This is a genomic window from Thalassospira sp. UBA4513, assembly GCF_002388495.1.
GTDB lineage: Bacteria > Pseudomonadota > Alphaproteobacteria > Rhodospirillales > Thalassospiraceae > Thalassospira > Thalassospira tepidiphila.
Map to the genome: position 1 here is coordinate 122,718 of NZ_DGMR01000020.1, position 18,904 is coordinate 141,621.

The 18,904-nt window shown below is 54.2% G+C and carries 14 protein-coding genes; 5 read left to right on the forward strand and 9 right to left on the reverse strand.

What is annotated here, in order from left to right; genetic code table 11:
- Positions 1-17: 17 nt before the first annotated feature.
- Positions 18-1,103 (reverse strand): HD domain-containing phosphohydrolase, encoded by a 1,086-nt coding sequence (locus B2T33_RS07805; RefSeq protein WP_197145619.1) that lies wholly within the window; start codon positions 1,101-1,103, stop codon positions 18-20.
- Positions 1,104-1,617: 514 nt separating this feature from the next.
- Between B2T33_RS07805 and B2T33_RS07810 the strand changes: the two genes are divergently transcribed.
- On the forward strand, positions 1,618-2,373 hold the full coding sequence (locus B2T33_RS07810) for a sulfite exporter TauE/SafE family protein (protein WP_197145620.1): 756 nt from the start codon (positions 1,618-1,620) through the stop codon (positions 2,371-2,373).
- On the opposite strand, the gene B2T33_RS07815 is transcribed toward B2T33_RS07810, so the two are convergent.
- The 3 genes from B2T33_RS07815 to wecB form a co-directional block, all read right to left on the reverse strand.
- Entirely contained in the window at positions 2,370-3,251 is an 882-nt protein-coding gene (locus B2T33_RS07815) for a 50S ribosomal protein L11 methyltransferase (RefSeq protein ID WP_197145621.1), read from the reverse strand. The genes B2T33_RS07810 and B2T33_RS07815 overlap by 4 nt on opposite strands.
- A 75-nt stretch (positions 3,252-3,326) precedes the next feature.
- Positions 3,327-5,687, reverse strand: a complete 2,361-nt coding sequence (locus B2T33_RS07820; RefSeq protein ID WP_286791645.1) for an ATP-dependent helicase — start codon at positions 5,685-5,687, stop codon at positions 3,327-3,329.
- A 122-nt stretch (positions 5,688-5,809) separates the two neighbouring features.
- A complete protein-coding gene (wecB, locus tag B2T33_RS07825) occupies positions 5,810-6,916 on the reverse strand; it encodes a non-hydrolyzing UDP-N-acetylglucosamine 2-epimerase (protein ID WP_197145622.1) in 1,107 nt (368 codons plus the stop codon).
- A gap of 314 nt (positions 6,917-7,230) precedes the next feature.
- On the opposite strand from wecB, the gene B2T33_RS07830 reads away from it, so the two are divergent.
- On the forward strand, positions 7,231-7,818 hold the full coding sequence (locus tag B2T33_RS07830; protein ID WP_197145623.1) for a hypothetical protein: 588 nt from the start codon (positions 7,231-7,233) through the stop codon (positions 7,816-7,818).
- Positions 7,819-7,887: 69 nt separating this feature from the next.
- Here B2T33_RS07830 and B2T33_RS07835 read toward each other — a convergent pair whose 3' ends face one another.
- Positions 7,888-9,681: a chloride channel protein gene (locus tag B2T33_RS07835; protein WP_064779615.1), complete on the reverse strand. Its 1,794-nt coding sequence runs from the start codon at positions 9,679-9,681 to the stop codon at positions 7,888-7,890.
- A 296-nt stretch (positions 9,682-9,977) separates the two neighbouring features.
- On the opposite strand from B2T33_RS07835, the gene B2T33_RS07840 reads away from it, so the two are divergent.
- Complete coding sequence (locus tag B2T33_RS07840) at positions 9,978-11,222, forward strand: multidrug effflux MFS transporter (RefSeq protein ID WP_197145624.1); 1,245 nt, start codon at positions 9,978-9,980, stop codon at positions 11,220-11,222.
- A gap of 76 nt (positions 11,223-11,298) precedes the next feature.
- Here B2T33_RS07840 and metH read toward each other — a convergent pair whose 3' ends face one another.
- From metH to B2T33_RS07860, 4 genes are all read right to left on the reverse strand, one after another.
- Positions 11,299-13,950, reverse strand: coding sequence for a methionine synthase (metH, locus tag B2T33_RS07845; protein WP_197145625.1), 2,652 nt, complete (start codon positions 13,948-13,950; stop codon positions 11,299-11,301).
- Between the two features lie 38 nt (positions 13,951-13,988).
- Positions 13,989-15,053, reverse strand: coding sequence for a homocysteine S-methyltransferase family protein (locus B2T33_RS07850; RefSeq protein WP_040822979.1), 1,065 nt, complete (start codon positions 15,051-15,053; stop codon positions 13,989-13,991).
- A gap of 53 nt (positions 15,054-15,106) precedes the next feature.
- On the reverse strand, positions 15,107-16,000 hold the full coding sequence (gene metF / locus B2T33_RS07855; protein ID WP_008889564.1) for a methylenetetrahydrofolate reductase: 894 nt from the start codon (positions 15,998-16,000) through the stop codon (positions 15,107-15,109).
- Between the two features lie 89 nt (positions 16,001-16,089).
- Positions 16,090-17,067: an ArsR/SmtB family transcription factor gene (locus tag B2T33_RS07860; RefSeq protein WP_286791643.1), complete on the reverse strand. Its 978-nt coding sequence runs from the start codon at positions 17,065-17,067 to the stop codon at positions 16,090-16,092.
- 300 nt (positions 17,068-17,367) lie between these two features.
- On the opposite strand from B2T33_RS07860, the gene B2T33_RS07865 reads away from it, so the two are divergent.
- On the forward strand, positions 17,368-18,153 hold the full coding sequence (locus tag B2T33_RS07865; protein ID WP_232308390.1) for an MlaA family lipoprotein: 786 nt from the start codon (positions 17,368-17,370) through the stop codon (positions 18,151-18,153).
- Between the two features lie 9 nt (positions 18,154-18,162).
- Positions 18,163-18,801: an MlaC/ttg2D family ABC transporter substrate-binding protein gene (locus B2T33_RS07870; RefSeq protein WP_286791644.1), complete on the forward strand. Its 639-nt coding sequence runs from the start codon at positions 18,163-18,165 to the stop codon at positions 18,799-18,801.
- Positions 18,802-18,904 lie beyond the last annotated feature (103 nt).

Sequence of the window (18,904 nt, forward strand, 5' to 3'; positions counted from 1 at the left end):
GTTATCGGACCCCATTCTCAGACCAACTGGTCGGGCATGCTGTTATAGATGCTTTCAAAGCGCAGATGATTATCGGCAAACAGCCCCAAAAGTTTCGGATCGAACATCTCCGGGGATGTTCGCTCGTCACCTTTGGTGATGATATTCACAGCCTCCGTGTGGCCATAGGCCGGTTTGTATCGGCGCGCACTGCGAAGGGCGTCATATACGTCTGCCAGTGAGACGATCCGCGCAATCATCGGGATATCCGCACCCGACAGGCCCACACAATAGCCTGACCCTTCCCAATGTTCGTGATGATAGCGCGCAATGATTGCGGCCTGCCCCAGAACCGGGTTGTCTGATGAATTGAGCATCGCAAAGCCGATCTCTGTGTGGCGCTGCATGACCTTGAATTCGTCGTCAGTCAGCTTTCCATTTTTCAGAAGCACCTCGTCGGGCACGCCGACTTTTCCGATATCATGAAGAATGCCGGCCAGACGGATTGTCCGTTGAACATTCTGATCCAGACCGGCCATCTCTGCCAGCAATTGGGAATAAAGACCGACGCGAACACAATGCTCCGCGGTTTCGATGTCCCGATACTGGGAAATCAGGCTCAGCCGATCGATCATTTCCTGTTCGGCTCCGCCAAGTTTGCGGCTGATGTCATCCAGAGTTTTCGACTGACTGATATTTTCCAGTTCGAGTTTCCGAACACGTTCGACTTCGCGGTCCCGTTCCTGCAGTCGTGCCTGCGCATCAAGTGCGGCGCGTTCAAGATCGGCACGTTCAATCGGCTTATCAAGAAATTCCCGCACACCAAGACGCAGTGCCGTTACGGCATCGCTCTTGTCACCATCCCCGGTCAGCAGAATGAATTCGAAATCCCGTTTGTATTCGTTGATTGCCCGTTTGACGAAGTCCAGACCACTGCAATTTGGCATGCGCAAATCAGAAACAACCAGACGCAATGATGCGTCAGATTTTACTGTCTCAAGCGCTTCAAGTCCGTCAGATGCAACCACCACTTCAAAACCGGCACGCTCCAAGATACGTGCCAGCAATTTTCGGATCGGCGGTTCGTCATCTACAACCAAAATGCGACGTTCAAGCTCACTCAATCACTCTGCCCCATGCCAGATACAAAATACTACGAGCGAATAGATAAAACCTATCCGTTGGTATTGTATATTGCAACATACGCAAAAAGTGTGAGATCGGTTCTCAGGCTATTTTTTGCCCTGTTTCCAAGGGATTTCGCGGAAAAAGAATTGAAAACCTTTGATTGAAATTTGATGGAGAAGTTCTGGTATCTCAGGGATTTCTATTCCGAAGGCTCGATTGCAATGCGAATCGGAGAAAATCAGCATACGGAAAATCGATCAAAGCAACCGGATCGTGCACCTGGTCATCATGCAATAGCGACCGACAAGGCGGTTTTGGTGATGGGCGTTTCCGCGTCCCGGTGCGAACCTGTTAGGCATTGCCCGTTATCCGTGGGCACCTAATTGTCAAAAGTCTCGTGGCATTAATGCATAACGGCAATGCCACCCAAAAATCACAACGCAATATCGCATTGCCGCCAACTTGCTACACTTTGCAGCATCGTATCCATGCCTGGAGCTAGCGGCGAAGATGGATGAGTTTTTCTGGTGGATCGTTCTGATTGGATTTATCGCCCAATTGATTGATGGTGCCCTTGGTATGGCCTATGGCCTGACCTCAACTTCCCTTTTGATCACGCTTGGCTTACCACCTGCACAGGCAAGTGCGACTGTCCACGCCGCCGAGATTGCAACCACCGCTGTTTCCGGTACAGCCCACCATTTTGCACGCAATGTCGATTGGCGCATGGTCCGTCAACTGGCACTTGCCGGTGCAATAGGCGGCTGTGCCGGGGCCGCTCTTTTATCATCGGGGATCGGGGACTATTTGGCTCCGTTTGTCGCGCTGTATCTTAGTGCCCTTGGCGTTCTTGTAATTGCAAAGGCGCTTCGCAAAGTTCAGCCGCCTGCGGCAATCCGTGGGCTTACCCCGCTTGGCATGATCGGTGGATTTCTTGATGCAATCGGGGGTGGCGGCTGGGGACCTATTGTATCAAGCACGCTGGTCTATCGCGGCAATGAACCGCACCGCATGCTTGGAACGTCTGCTGCGGCCGAGTTTTTTGTAACCGTGACGATTACCGTTACATTTGCCGGATCATTCGGATTGGAAAGCTTCGGGATGGCGGCACTGGCACTTGTAATCGGCGGTGTGCCGGCCGCCCCATTGGCGGCCGTGCTTGTCAAAATCATCCCGCGAAAGCCGCTTATGATTGCGGTTGGCGTCCTTATCGTCGGCCTTGGTCTTCTGGGGATATATCGCTTTGTCTTCGCCCTTATGGCTTAGCCGACAACAAGTGTTGTCCAGTTTTCGACCTTGAAGCGATTGATCAGGGAAAGCCCGACGTCGCGGTAGGCCGACAGAACAAACTGTTCCTGATGCGCAAGAAGGCCTGAGAGGATGACAACACCGTTTTCCGAGAGCGTACTGGTCAGGTCATGCGCCATGCCACGCAGCGGGCGGGCAAGGATGTTGGCACAGACAATGTCATAATACCCGGCATCACGAATACGGGCATCCTGAAAACCGTTTGAATGAATGGCCGTGACAAGATCGGCGATCTTGTTGGTTTTGGCATTTTCGCGTGCAACCCGAACCGATGCGGCATCAATATCGGCCATCATCACCGGACACCGCCAGGTTTTGGCACAGGCCATGCCCAAAATGCCGGACCCACAGCCCATATCAAGCGCATTCTGACGCGGTCCGCGTTTGGCCAACCAGTCGATTGCAGCAAGACATCCCTTGGTAGTTTGATGTTCACCAGACCCGAATGCCAGACCGGCATCGACCTGAAGCGCTGTTCTGGATACCGGGATTTCCTCGTTCCAGTGCGAACCATGGACAAAGAAACGCCCGACCGAGATCGGCTTGAAGCTGCGCAGGTTTTCGCTGACCCAGTCCTTTGGCTCATAGGTGCCAAAGGTCACGGTTGGCGTATCAATGCCAACTGCGGATGCCATGATCGACAACGCGGTCTCAACCGCACCCTTGTCAAACATCTCACCGGCAAAGCCTTCGATACGCCAAGGTCCGTCAGGGTTGCCATCACGCTCGAAATGCGAAAGCGCATCGCAATAATCAAACAGCGCGTCGGCAAACATCTGCGCATAGGCGCCATCAACTTCGAACTTGAAGTTATAGCAAAGGACGGGTTCGGTCATATCGCTTCTCGCTCGTGTGGGCGGCAAATGTGCTCCGCCCGGTTAAATCGGTCATCCGAAAATGTTGTCCGGGGCTTACCCCGGCAGGATGAAGCTGTCGACCACTTTCTTGGTGCCGACACTTTCGAAATGGATTTCCAGTTTGTTGCCATCGACCGCACGGACGGTTCCCGACCCGAACTTGCGATGGCGCACCGTATCACCCACCTTGTATTTCGATGAGTTGGAACTGGTGGAATAACTGGTTTCACCGTCGGGCTTCACATCAATCACGTTCTTGCGCACGCGATCCTGCCAACCGCTTGAGGCGAATTTACGCTCCCCCGCACCCGATACCGGATTGCGCGACGGCGTGCTGCCACTGTCGCTTGCCCAGCTTGGCATTTTCATCCAGTCATCGGCACCCCACGCACCTGGTGAATGATTGCCACCATGCCCGCCAAGACCGGTATCGCTGCTGCGTTCGATATGTTCGTCCGGCAACTCATCAACAAAGCGCGATGGCAGGGCTGATTGCCACTGGTTATAGATGCGCCGATTGGCCGCATAACAGATGGTCGCACGTTTGCGCGCCCGGGTGATCCCGACATAGGCAAGACGACGCTCTTCCTCGAGGCCCTTGACCCCGCTTTCATCCATCGCGCGTTGATGCGGGAAGACGCCCTCTTCCCAACCGGGCAGGAAGACATAATCGAACTCCAGTCCCTTGGCGGCGTGCAGGGTCATGATGGTGACTTTTTCCTCATGATCGTTCTGCGCATTTTCCATCACCAACGAGACATGTTCGAGGAAGCTGGTCAGGTTCTCGAACTCGCCAATTGCGGATACCAGTTCTTTCAGGTTTTCCAGACGGCCGGGCGCATCAATTTCCTTCGAAGTCCGCCACATATCGGTATAGCCGCTTTCATCAAGAACGGTTTCAACGACTTCGACATGGCTGCTGTTGCCAAGCATTTCGCGCCAGCGTTTGAAATCCCCCAAAAGACCGCCGATGCTTTGGCGCATCTTGGGTTTGAGTTCTTCGGTATCCAACAAATCGCGCGCCGCCGCCGGAAGCGAGATCGCCTGATCACGGGAATATTGATGCAATGTCTGAAGCGTTGCCTTGCCAACCCCGCGCTTGGGTACATTGACGATGCGCTCAAATGCCAGACTGTCATCAGGCTGCGCAACAAGCCGGATATAGGCCAGCGCATCACGGATTTCCTGACGTTCATAGAAGCGCGGACCACCGACAACGCGGTACGGAATACCCAGCGTGATCAGGCGCTCCTCAAACTCGCGGGTCTGGAAACCGGCACGCACCAGAACGGCAATCTGCGATGCGCCAACGCCCTTGCGCTGCAGGGCTTCGATATCCTCACCGATCAGGCGGGCCTCTGCTTCACCGTCCCAGACACCTTTGACAAACACCTTGTCGCCAGTATCAATCTCGGTCCACAGCTCCTTGCCCAGACGGCCATCGTTAAACGTGATCAGTTTGGACGCGGCAGCCAGAATGTGCGGGGTGGAACGATAGTTCTGCTCAAGACGAACCACCTTGGCACCTGGGAAATCAGACTCAAAGCGCAGGATGTTGCCGACCTCGGCCCCGCGCCAGCTATAGATCGCCTGATCATCATCACCAACGCAGCAAATGTTACGATGGACCATCGCCATTGCACGCAGCCACAGATACTGGGCAACGTTGGTATCCTGATACTCGTCAACCAGAATATAGCGGAAGGTGTTCTGATACTGTTTCAGGACTTCCGGGTGCTGCTGGAACAGGGTCAGGCAATGCAGCAACAGGTCGCCGAAGTCACAGGCGTTCAGGACTTTGAGGCGTTCCTGATAAATCTTGTAAAGGTGCTTGGCCCCGCCGTTGGCGAACTCGACACTTTCATTGACCCGTTCAGGCGTCAGACCCTTGTCCTTCCAGCGCTGAATGATCCCCATCAGCTGCTTGGCTGGCCATTTTTTCGGATCGATCTGTTCGGCATCCATGATCTGCTTAAGCAGGCGCACCTGATCATCGCTATCAAGGATGGTGAAGTTTGACTTTAACCCGATCAGATCGGCATGACGGCGCAACAAGCGCGCTGAGAGCGAGTGGAAGGTTCCCAGCCACCAACCTTCAACCGGACGACCAAGCGCCTGTGCGACACGTTCCTGCATTTCCTTTGCCGCACGGTTGGTAAAGGTAACGGCAAGGATCTGCTGCGGATGCAGGCGTTCGGTTTGCGCCTTGGTTTCCAGAAGATGCGCCAGACGCGTGGTCAAAACACGCGTTTTCCCGGTTCCGGCACCTGCCAGAACAAGCAATGGCCCGTCGAGCGTTTCGACAGCATCGCGCTGCTCGGCATTCAGATTGTCGAGATATGCCGGGGTCGGTGTATCGGCCAGACGCATTTCGGGGCTGGCGGCGAATTCATCAATTTCGAAGGGATCATCCATCATGACCGCATATATATCACGCTGTGCGAAGGGGGCCAGTGTCGTTCCATATTGACCCGACGATTTTTACATTCTGCACCACATTGCGGGCGTCAACCAAGCCCTTCGCGGGAACGTTTGTATCAACCGGCTCTGCCCGGCAGAAAGGCTTCGAGTTCCCGAACAACACGCGACGCCGTCATACCATCCCACAGCGGGAGTTTGGCTGGCGTCCGCTTGCAACCGTCGGAAACACTTAGCGCGGACATCACCGCATGGCTCAACTGATCAAGTCCTACAAGCTGATTGGTTCCCTGCGTGATCGTGATTGGACGTTCGGTTGAATTGCGCAGCGTCAGGCATGGCACGCCAAGCAGGCTGGTTTCTTCCTGAACACCACCGGAATCTGTTACGACAACGCCCGCGTCCTGCATCAAACTGGTAAACCCGACATACCCCATCGGCGGCAGCAAGCGAACACCGGCATTATGCAGCGCCGCCATCAAATTTGATGTCCGAAGACGCTTCTCTGTCCGGGGATGAAGAACAAAACAGCTATCGGCTTTGGTGGCGAGCGCCATCAACGCATGGCTTATCTGATGGAGCCGTCCGAGATCATCGACATTGCTTTGCCGATGCAGGGTTACAAGGACATAGCGACCTTTAACGAGATTGAGCTTGCGGGCGCTTTCTTCCTGATCAATCGTTCCTTTCATGATTGCCAACGTATCAGCCATGATATTGCCTACACGCTTGATGCGGTCGGCCGTGATCCCTTCGGCCCGTAAATTTTCATCTGCATCCATCGACGGCGTCAGCAACAGATCTGCCTTGTGATCTATCTCGATACGGTTTTGCTCTTCGGGCATTTCAGGATCAAAGCATCTGAGACCTGCTTCCAGGTGAACAAGGGGCACGTTTATCTCAATTGCAACGATGGCTGCGGCACGGGATGAATTAACATCCCCGACAACCAGAACCATGTCGGGTCGGTCTTCATGACAAAGTGCCTCATATGCCTGCATCATTCCGACAATGGGATCGCCATTTTCGAATGGCTCACAGTTCAGGACATGATCAGGGTCCGGCAATCCAAGCTCTCGCCAGATAGTCGAAGACATCGCGTCGTCGAAATGCTGGGCCGTATGGACAAAAGACGGACGAATGACCGGATGGTTCGCCAATCCGCGCAACAGCGGCGCGATCTTCATGAAGTTGGGTCTGGCACCGGCAACGAGGTGAAGCTTCATCTTATATCGATACATCCTGCTTCTGGAAAAGTTTGGCCGTTTTCACGTAGCCTAATAGATAAGTCCGGCTTCCCATAACCCTCTTTGGTATCGGTATTTTTTGCCGTAGGTTGTCACAGCTGGGGGATCAGAAATACCAAATAACATCATCGGCCTACTTCATGGTCTCTGTATGTGACTTGCTCACCCGCGCTTTCAGCATCCATGGTCTGAAAATTGCTTTGATTTCCGGTGGTAAGCATGTCTGACGCCCCCGGAGGTCTTCTGGGAGTGCCAGCTGTGCTTTGTGCATCCCAGAAGAAAGGTATCTCGAAATGAGTGCTATTTTTGGATTGGGCAACGGGTTGCCGATATCAACCCGGGCCAGTTCTGCGGAACGGTCAGGTGCACACGAAAGTATCGAAAGTTTTAGCGCAGGTAGCGCTGCACCTGTTTCAGGCGTTGCGGCAATCGGATCTGAGGGTGGCTCCTCCAAAAGCCAACTTTCGGACGCGGTTCAAGCCGTCATGCTTGAATTCCAGAATATCGGAAGCGGGTCATCAAGCTTTGCTGCGGCCATGGACGCAGTCAAAGCCAATGACAGCGCAAACGGTATCAAGACCACTGAAGACCCGGTCTCGTCGAATTCCGATCCGGCAAAAGATGATCCTGCACTTGCAGAGCAGGATGCCGAGGAGGAGTTCAAGTCTGCCGCTCGTGACAGTTTCAATCTACCGACAAAAGACAAGGAACGTAACGAACAGGCTAGAATTGAGAAACGCAAAGAACGTCAGGAAATTGACGATGCAGCCGAGCAGGCTGCAACGGATATTCCAGAAAACGTTGCCGGTCTTGATAGCCGGGTTGCAGCCCAAGTCATATCTGGTTCGCCAGCACGACAGCAACCTGCATTGGCCGCCTGATTACATCGGCCTAAAAACCTTGAACGGAGCAGCGCAAAATAGCGCTGCTCTTTTTCATTGCGGATCGGATTAGAACAGCTTCGGCGGTGCATCACCGCGTTCTTCGCTTTGCAGTTCCAGCAAGGCGTTGTTATAGGCCATCATCGCATCCTTTTCATGGACGAAGCCGATGATATGGCGTTCTTCGGCGCTGTTAAGAACCGGCAGATGTTCTTCGCCGGTTTGCTCCATCAGTTTGATGGCCTTTTCGATATTGTCTGTCCGGTAAAGGACCGGCGGTTTTGAACGGGCCACCTCGCCGGCTGTGACTTCATCGCCAAGATTGGGGTCAAAGGCAGCGTGGCGCAAATCGGTCAGTGTGATCGTTCCGTGCAGTTTGCCCTGATCATCAATGACAAAAAGCTCCGAATAGGGTGCGTTGATCAGCTTTTCACGGACAGTTGTCAGCCCCTCGGTCAGCGGGACGGTTTCGTATTCGCGCTTCATGATCTCGTCCACCTTGATCGTGCGCAGCAAATTGACTTCCCTACCCCAGCGCGTCGACAAACCACGACATTTCAATTGCCACTGGAAAAAAGATCCGCCCTGGAACTGATCCATCACCACGGTCGCCAGGACAGATGCCACCATCACCGCAACCGTCAACGCATAGTCACCGGTCAATTCAAAGATGATCAGGGTCGTTGAAATCGGTGCACCAAGGATGGCCGCGGCAACAGCCCCCATGCCAACAAGAGTGTAGGCCGAATAGCCAGATGATAGCTCGGGAAAGGCACTCGTTGCGATCATCCCGAATGCCCCGCCCAGCATTGCACCAAGGAAAAGTGCTGGGCTGAACATGCCGCCCGCAAAACCAAGCCCCATGCAGATCGAAACGGCAAAGCCCTTGGCAAGCAACAAGCCGATCAGGAAAGTCAGGCTGTAGCTTTCATTAAGCGCATCGTTCATCGCCCCATAGCCGACACCGACAATCTGCGGAAAGACCAACGCAATCAGGCCAACAATCAGCCCGGCAACCGCCGGACGCAGCCAAAGCGGTGCATTGGTCCGATTTGCCGTTTTTTGCACGACCGGGATGGCGCGCACGACCAGAACCGCCGCCACACCGGCAATAATCCCCAAAAGCGCAAAAGCCGGGAACTCCCAAAAAGACTGGATTTCATGCCCCGGGATCAGGAAGGCGACCTCATCGCCGTAATAGATGCGCGTTATGACCGTACCGGTAACCGATGCCAGCACAATCGGCGCGAAAGCCGTCAGGGCATAATGACCCAGGGCAACTTCATGGGCAAAAAGGGCGCCCGCGAGCGGCGCGTTGAACGATGCCGCCACCGCTGATGCCACGCCACACCCCAAAAGTGTTCGGGATGCCGAACGGCGCAAATGAAGAATGCGCGCCAGCCACGCGCCAAATGATGCGCCCATATGGACAACCGGTCCTTCACGGCCAAGGGATGCCCCACTGCCAAGCGACACCGCACTGGCAATCGCACTTTTGATCCCGCAGCGGGTCGACATCCGCGCGTCATGGAACGATGCCGCGTCGATCACATCGGCAACCCCGTGCGGTCTTCTTTCCGGCAGGAACTTGTAGATGAAAATCCCGACAATCAGACCGCCCACCGCCGGGGCCAGGATAAGTTGCCAGACGGGAATTTCACTAAGATGCCGGTGAAGGGCTTCTTCGCCAGTCCCGAAAAACAACGACTGGACAAGCAACAAGCCATCTCGGAACAGGATGGCGCCGCCCCCGGCCAGTGCCCCGACAATCATTGCCAAAATCGACAGAACCAGCTGCTCGCTTTTGACGATGCGACGCATGCGGTTCAAAAAGATGTTCGATTTCAAAAGCTTTTCAGCCATGTCAGCAATACCGGGGTTGGCGAATTGATTGTGCGCATGATCTTAGGATCAGCTTTTCCTGCGAATAAAGGGTAAAGACAAGAACCACCATGTTTAATTTCGCATTCCTGACGCCCGTTGATTGATCCGGATAGATATGCCACAACAAGTGACCCGGATTCAGCGCATCCCCAGTGCCGCGATCCCGTTTCAGAAAACCGTCATTGCCAAAATCATACGAAATACAGCATTCTGCCCGTCTCGCGTGAAAGCAGGGCCAGAAACGCCACCAATCGTTCTCAACGGAACCAAAAACAATGAATGACCACCGACCAACGGGTACACAGGCGGCGCGGCCGCTGCCCGGTCTTGTTGAATTTATCTGTCTGATGGCAATCACCATCGGGCTAGTTGCCCTGTCGATTGACAATCTGCTGCCGGCCTTTGGCCCAATCGCGCAAGACTTTGGCATCGAAGACGGCAACCGCATGCAGATGCTGATTTATGTCTTCATGATCGCGTTTGGCCTGATGCAGATCGTTTATGGCCCGCTTGCCGATAGTTTTGGTCGCCGCCCCACCCTGATCGCAGGACTTGGCATTTATTGCATCGGCACCGTGATGGCGATCTTTGCCGACAGCTATGAGCACCTTCTTATTGCACGTTTCGTGCAGGGTCTTGGCGCGGCTGCACCGCGGGTTTTGACCATGGCGATCACGCGCGATTGTTTCGAAGGGCGCGAAATGGCCCGCGTCATGTCGTTTGTCATGATGGTGTTCATCATTCTGCCTGTGTTCGCCCCGGCATCAGGCAGCCTGATTTTAGCCCTGGCCAACTGGCATATGATTTTCGTCAGCACCTTGGTCCTCGCGATTGCGATTGTCTGCTGGTACCTGCTGCGTATGCCTGAAACCCTGCATCCGGAATATCGGCATAAATTGTCGATGCGACGGATCGCACGCGACATCAAAACCACCGTCACCAATCGTCAGACATTCGGCTATGCCACGGCGATGGGCGTCATGTTTGCCTGCCTGATGGCCTATATCGGATCGGCTCAGCAAATCTTTGAAACCGAGGTTTACGGGCTTGGTGTCTGGTTCCCGCTGGCATTTGGCATGATTGCCGCCTGCATGAGTTTCTCGTCATTTATCAATGCGCGCCTGGTACGCAAGATCGGCATGCACAAGATTTCTCATGTCGCGCTGTTCTTCTTGACCGCCAGCAGCCTGATCAATGTTCTCATTGCGCTCTGGTTTGACGGGCATCCGCCCTTGTTCGTCTTTGGCATCGGCCTCACAACAATCCTGTTCTGTTTTTCGCTGACCATGCCGAACTTCAACTCGCTTGCGATGGAGCCGGTCGGGGCGATTGCCGGCACTGCCTCCTCGATCACCGGTGTTTACAGCACGTTGATCGGCGTCATTGCCGGCGGGATTATCGGGCAGCAGTTCAATGGCACTGTCATCCCGCTTCTGGTCGGTTACTTCGTGCTTGGCCTGATTGGCATTGTGATTGTTGGCATCACTGAACGCGGCAAGTTCTGTCGGGCAAGCCACTAGGCACCGACATTCCTGGACACAAAAAAGCCCCGCAGAGTGCAGTCTGCGGGGCTTTTCCTTGCGACCGGACAGGCGTTTATTTCGCCTGACGCGGATCGTAATTCAGGTTCGGTGCCAACCAACGTTCTGCCTCTGCCAGGGTCATGCCCTTGCGCTCGGCATAGCTTTCCACCTGATCGCGTTCGATTTTACCAAGGCCAAAATACTTGGCTTCCGGGTTGGCAAAGTAAAAACCGCTCACTGAAGAGGTTGGTGTCATGGCATAGCTTTCAGTCAGCGACACACCAACATTCTTCTCTGCGTCCAAAAGATCCCAAAGAATGCCCTTTTCAGTGTGTTCCGGGCAGGCCGGATAACCCGGTGCCGGACGGATACCGCGATATTTTTCGGCAATCAGATCATCATTGCCAAGCGCCTCGTCCGGTGCATAGCCCCAAAGCTCCTTACGAACTTTCTCGTGCATATGCTCGGCGAAGGCTTCGGCAAAACGGTCGCCCAGCGCCTTGACCAGGATGGCATTGTAATCATCATGCTCTGCTTCAAGCTTGGCAGAGATTTCTTCGACTTCTGGCCCGGCGGTAACAACGAAGGCACCGATATAGTCGGTCTTGCCGCTGTCTTTTGGCGCGATATAGTCGGCCAACGCGCGGTTCGGACGCTTGTTGTTCTCGCGATACATCTGCTGACGCAGGGTATGGAGCATCACCGCCTCATTCTTCTCTGGCGCCGGGGTAACTTCGATATCATCGCCTATCGAGTTGGCTGGCCACAGACCGACAACCGCCTTGGGTTTGAACCATTTTTCGGCAACGATTTTTTTAAGCATTTCCTGCGCGTCCGCATAAAGGCTCCGCGCCGTTTCGCCGACCTTTTCATCCTTCAGGATGTCGGGGAAACGGCCATGAAGTTCCCAGGTCTCGAAGAACGGCTTCCAGTCAAAGCGCGACACCAGTTCTTCAAGATCAAAATCTTCAAACAGGGTGATACCGGGTTTAAGCGGAACCGGTGCTTCAAAGTTGTCCCAATCGAGCTGAACCTTGTTGGCACGTGCGTCGACAATCGAGAAACGCTTTTTCTGCAGTTGCTGTGCTGCATGCTTTTCAGCCATCGCGATATACTCGTTGCGAATTTCCTCAGCAAAGCGTTCGCCATTGGTTTTTGAAAGCAAATTGCTGGCAACACCAACGGCACGCGATGCGTCGATGACGTACACCACAGACGATTTCAGATAGTTCGGCGCGATTTTAACCGCGGTATGGACCTTCGACGTTGTCGCCCCGCCAATCAGAAGCGGAATATCCAGCCCTTCGCGTTCCATTTCGGCCGCGACATAGGTCATTTCTTCAAGCGACGGGGTAATCAGGCCCGACAAACCGATCATGTCGACCTTTTCGGCCTTGGCGGTTTCAATGATTTTCTGGGTCGGCACCATCACGCCAAGGTCGATGACCTCGAAGTTGTTACATTGCAGCACCACACCAACGATGTTCTTGCCGATGTCATGCACGTCGCCCTTAACGGTCGCTAGCAAGATCTTGCCGTTGGTTTCGTGCTTGCCATCTTTTTCCTCTTCGATGAAGGGAATCAGATAGGCCACCGCCTTTTTCATCACACGCGCGGATTTCACCACCTGCGGCAGGAACATCTTGCCGTCACCGAACAGGTCACCAACGATGTTCATGCCGTCCATCAACGGACCTTCAATCACATGCAGCGGCTTGTCTGCCTGTTGACGGGCTTCCTCGGTGTCTTCTTCGACGAACTCGGCAATACCGTTGATCAGGGCATGCGCCAGACGTTCCTTGACCGGCTTTTTACGCCATTCAAGGTCGGCCTTTTTCTCAGGCCCGCCTGTGCCTTTGTATTTCTCGGCAACTTCGAGCAAACGGTCGGTCGCATCCGAACGACGGTTCAGGATGACGTCTTCGACGCGTTCACGCAGTTCTGCCGGGATTTCTTCATACACAACCAACTGACCGGCATTGACGATCCCCATATCCAGTCCCGCCTTGATGGCGTGATACAGGAACACCGAGTGCATCGCTTCGCGGACCGGGTTGTTGCCCCGGAACGAGAAGGAAACGTTGGAAACACCACCGGAAATCTTGGCGTATGGCAGGTGTTTTTTGATCAGCTTGCAGGCTTCGATGAAGTCGACAGCATAATTGTCGTGCTCTTCGATACCGGTCGCGACGGCAAAGATGTTTGGATCGAAAATGATGTCTTCTGGCGGGAAGCCAACCTTATCGACCAGCACGTCATAGCTGCGTTTGCAGATTTCAAACTTGCGATCAACCGTATCGGCCTGACCTTTTTCATCAAAGGCCATGACGACAACTGCCGCGCCATAGCGGCGCAGCTTTTTGGCCTGTTCAATGAAGGGTTCTTCGCCTTCCTTCAGGCTGATCGAGTTAACAATACCCTTGCCCTGCAGGCACTTCAGACCCGCTTCAATCACGTTCCATTTGGAACTGTCGACCATGATCGGCACGCGGGCAATATCTGGCTCGGCCGCAATCAGGTTGATGAACTTGACCATTGCCGTTTCGGCATCAAGCATCGCATCATCCATGTTGATGTCGATGATCTGCGCGCCGTTTTCGACCTGCTGACGGGCGATCTCAAGGGCTGCATCGTAATCTTCCTCGACGATCAGCTTCTTGAATTTCAGCGATCCGGCGACGTTGGTCCGCTCACCAATATTGATAAATCTGGAAATGTCGGTCATGGGTCTTTTCGATCTCTTTTCAGCTATCAATATCAGATTTACGCAGCATCAAACGGCTCAAGGCCGGACAGACGCATTCTTGGCTCAAATTTGGGCACAACGCGCGGCTTGGCATTTGCCACCGCATCGGCAATCGCCTTGATGTGCGGCGGTGTCGTACCACAGCAGCCCCCCAGCAGATTGACCATGCCAGTATCAGCCCATTCCTTGACCAATTCTGCCATCTCGGCATCGGTCTGGTCATATTCACCAAATTCGTTCGGAAGGCCTGCATTGGGGTAAACGGAAACGCGGCATTCGGCAATGCGCGACAGTTCCTGAACATACGGGCGCAGCTGTGCGGCACCGAGTGCGCAGTTCAGACCAATCGAAAACGGCTTTGTATGGCGCACGGAATTATAAAACGCCTCTGTCGTCTGCCCCGAAAGCGTCCGACCGGATGCATCGGTGATCGTACCTGAAATCAGTACCGGAACATCTTCACCGCGTTCGTCGAGAACCTCGTCAATGGCAAACAAAGCTGCCTTGGCATTGAGCGTATCAAAGATGGTTTCCACCAGCAGCGTATCCGCCCCGCCATCCAGCAAACCGGTCGTGGCTTCCTTATATGCCTCTTTGAGCTGATCAAAGGTGATGGCGCGGAAGCCGGGATTGTTCACATCCGGCGAAATCGATGCCGTACGGTTAGTCGGGCCGATGGCACCATTTACAAAGCGCACATCCCCCGGATGGGCGGCTTCCCATTCATCACAGGCGGCACGCGCGATCTTGGCACTTTCGAAATTGATCTCATAGGCCAAGTCTTCCATGCCGTAATCGGCTTGGGCAATGGTCGTCGCGCTAAACGTGTTGGTCCCGTTCAGGTCCGCACCGGCCGCGATGTACTGCAGGTGGATGTCCTTGATGATGTCCGGCTGGGTCAGCGACAAAAGGTCGTTGTTACCTTTGACGTCCTGCTTCCAGTCAGCAAAGCGTTCGCCGCGATAGTCTTCCTCGGTCAGCTTGTGCTTCTGGATCATCGTGCCCATTGCGCCATCAAGGATCAGTATCTTTTCCTCGGCCCGTTTGCGCAGCAGGGCAATGCGTTCCTTGCGATCATTCATCTTTTTCATCCAATCAATTCTTCATGCGTCCGGGTTACAGGGCAAAACCAGTTTCAGGCTGCAACCTGTTCGGTTCCGCGAATGCCCAGCGCATGGCAGATGGCATATGTCAGTTCGGCACGGTTAAGCGTATAGAAGTGGAAGTCGGTCACACCTTCGCTGATCAGACCTTCCACCTGCGAAATGGCTTCGTGGAATGCGACCATGCGACGGGTATCGGGATCTTCATCAAGCCCTTCGAAACGCCAATGCAAACGCTGCGGCACAGAAGCACCACACATATCGGCAAATTTCAAGAGCGACGCAAAGTTTGTCACCGGCAAAATGCCCGGAACGATGGGCGCCTCGATGCCCGCAGCCACACATTTGTCACGGAACCGCAGATAGGTTTCGTTATCAAAGAAGAACTGGGTAATTGCCCGGTTGGCGCCCGCATCGATCTTGCGTTTGAGATAATCAATCTCGAAATCTGAACTCGGCGCATCCGGGTGCGTTTCCGGATAGGCAGAGACCGAAATATCAAAATCGGCAATTTCCTTAAGGCCGGCAACCAGATCAACCGCATAGGCGTAGCCACCCGGGGTCGGCTCATACTTGTCGCCCGCATCCGGCAGATCCCCGCGAAGGGCAACGATGGACCGGATACCCTCGTTCCAGTAGCTGCGCGCGATCTGATCGATCTCTTCCTTGGTATGACCGACACAGGTCAAATGGGCGGCGGCCGGAATACCGGTTTCACCCTGAATACGGGTGACACTGCCATGTGTGCGATCACGTGTGGTGCCGCCGGCCCCATAGGTCACCGAAACAAAAGACGGATTGAGCGGCGCAAGCCGATGGATCGACCGCCACATGGTTTCTTCCATCTTCTCGGTTTTCGGTGGGAAGAATTCGAACGAAACCTTGAGGTGTTTGCGTACTGCGTTGATTTCTGGAACCGTCATCATATCGATATCTCAATCCTGTCTTCGCTTTCCCGCAGGCTGAGCCCTTGGGTCGGTCTTTCTATCTGGTTATTTTCAATACATGCTGCGCGTTATTCCGCAGCCTTTTCTGAATTTCTTTGAACTTTGTCCGCTGCATGGGCCGACATCGGGCGAGCCATCCAGATCCGAACCGTCAGTGGCTTACCCGGCAAACTGACAACGCTGCCAGGCTCAAGACCGCTGGCGCGGAACCAGTCATTGATGGACCCATCATCAAAACCAAGACGTCGATGCGCATGTTCTTCGCGGAGCTCTTCCTGTTCGTGCTGGGCAAAGTCGACAATGACAAGCTTGCCCCCGGGGGCCAAAACGCGCGCTGCCTCGGCAAGGGCCGCCTCGGGCTTTTCAGCGAAATGCAGCACCTGATGCAGGGTCACCACGTCAAACATGCCGCCGGGATAAGGCAACTGGTACATGTCGGCTTGCCGAACAAGGCAGTTGGACAGGTCTGCGCGCTGCAGGCGTGCACGGGCAACAGCCAACATTTCGCGTGACATATCAACGCCAACGCCTTCTTCGGCGTTGCGCCCGAGAAGCTCAAGAATACGCCCGGTGCCTGTTCCAACATCAAGAATCCGGCCACCGGTCAGATCACCCACCGCCTCAAGCAATGCTTTTTCAACAACTGCCTCGTCGACATGCAGCGAACGAATCCGATCCCAGTCTTCGGCATTGGCGCGGAAATATTCAGTCGCGATCTTTTCACGTTCTGCCTTCACCTGATCGAGACGGGCACGGTCAAGTGCAAGCGTCTCGTCATCTTTTGGCAGCAGATCCAGCACAGGCTGCACAAGGTCGGCACCCGGCCCGGAATGCGGTGTACGATAAAAGACCCAAGTCCCTTCGCGGAACCGGACAAGCAGGCCTGCCTCGCACAATAATTTAAGGTGTCGGGAGACGCGCGGCTGGCTCTGACCAATGATCTGGGTGATTTCGCTGACGGTCAATTCGCACTCGGCACAGATCGCCAGCAAGCGAAGCCGCGTTGCTTCAGCAGCTGCGCGCAATCTTGCCAGAACCTGTTCCATACCAATGCCCTCCACGTTGACAAGAAAGATATAAAGATATGTTTATATTTGTTCAAGCGCTATTTTCGCGTGAAAACTTGTTGCCTAAATGCCACACCTGAAAACTGCTTGATCCTGATCAACTTTTTGTATGCTGGTGTTTAATTTCACCCTATGCTAACCAAATGGATATCTGAGGCGTGCGCGTTACATGATCGCCCTTCGAGCAGGGGATTGATCGGTAACGTTTTTTGGTGTTCTGCATCAAAAGCGTTTCGGGTCGGGGAAGTCTGTGTATCGAACATCGGTTGGCTAAAAATAATGAAGTTTCGAACTTTGCTTTCGCTTTGTGCCGCAGGATCGCTGTCTTTGCTGACCGCGTGCGCATCGACAGAACCCGCTCAGGACACGAGTGATTATGATCCGCTTGAACCGGTGAACCGCGTGGTTCACGGTGTTAACGGCGCGGTCGATTTCATGGTCCTGTATCCTGCTGCAATGTGGTACCGCGACATTGCCCCGGAACCTGTTAAAACCTCCGTCGCGAGCTTCGTGCGCAACATCAACGAACCGTTGAACTCGTTCAACGCGTTGCTGCAGGGTGACCCGGACCAGGCCGCTGCCTCGTTCCAGCGTTTCATCATGAACTCGACGCTTGGTTTCCTTGGTTTCAATGATGTCGCATCTGATTTCGGCATCCCGTACCGTCGCGAAGATTTTGGTCAGACCCTTGCCCATTACGGCATTGGCGGCGGCCCTTACATTGTGCTTCCGCTGCTTGGCCCGTCCAACCTGCGTGATACAGCCGGCATCGGTGTTGACTATGTCGCCAACCCGCTGACATGGGGCGCACAGAATAGCGATACCGCCGAAGCCCTTTATCTTGGCTCGGTCGGCCTTACAGCCCTGCATTATCGTTACGCGACGATCAATCAGCTGAACGAACTGCAAAAGTCGTCTATCGACTATTACGCAGCCCTGCGCAGCCTCTATCGTCAGCAACGCAATAAGATGATTCGCAACGGTGGCCCGTCACCAGAATTCGCTGTAGAAGACGAAAGTGCATCTTTTGACTTCGACGATGCTGTCGAAGCGGCAAGCAAGTAAGAGCCGGTCATGGTAAACAGCAAAATCGCCATATCAACCGCCGCGATGATCGCCATCGCAGCCGCTTGGTCTGGTCCGGCGTCGGCAACGGATTTGTCTTCAAACGTTGTTGCCGAAGTCGCTGTCGAAACCAGCGCAGCAAATGTCATCCAGAGCATGGCTGACCAGGCCATGAATGAACTGACCGATCAAAGCCTTGCTGACGACGTTCGCCGCAAAAAGTTCGTGTCCCTGATGGACCGCTATTTTGCAATGGATGTCGTTTCGCGCTTCGTTCTGGGGCGTTACTGGCGTTCGATTTCCGAAGCGGAGATCGAGGAGTTTTCTGTACTGCTTCAGAACTATCTGGCGCTCAACTACGCAAACCAGTTCAAGGAATTCAACGGCGAACAGTTTGTCGTCGGTGATGAGACCCAGAAGAACAAGGACACCTTTGTCGATTCGCAGTTCGTCCGCCCGGACGGCCCGCCGGTAAACATTGTTTGGCGAATGCGGGTATTTGATGACAGCTACAAGATCATTGATGTTTCCATCGAAGGTCTGAGCATGGGCATCACCCAACGCGATGAGTTCACATCGGTCATCCAACAGAACAATGACGATGTCGGCGCCCTGACCGCTGCACTCAAGGCAAAAACCGGCCTCTGATAGCCTGCCTTAATATCCGAATACAAAAGCCACCATCCTTGCGACGGTGGCTTTTTTGCATCTCGCATCCGGGCATAAAAAAAAGGCCACCCGAAGGTGGCCT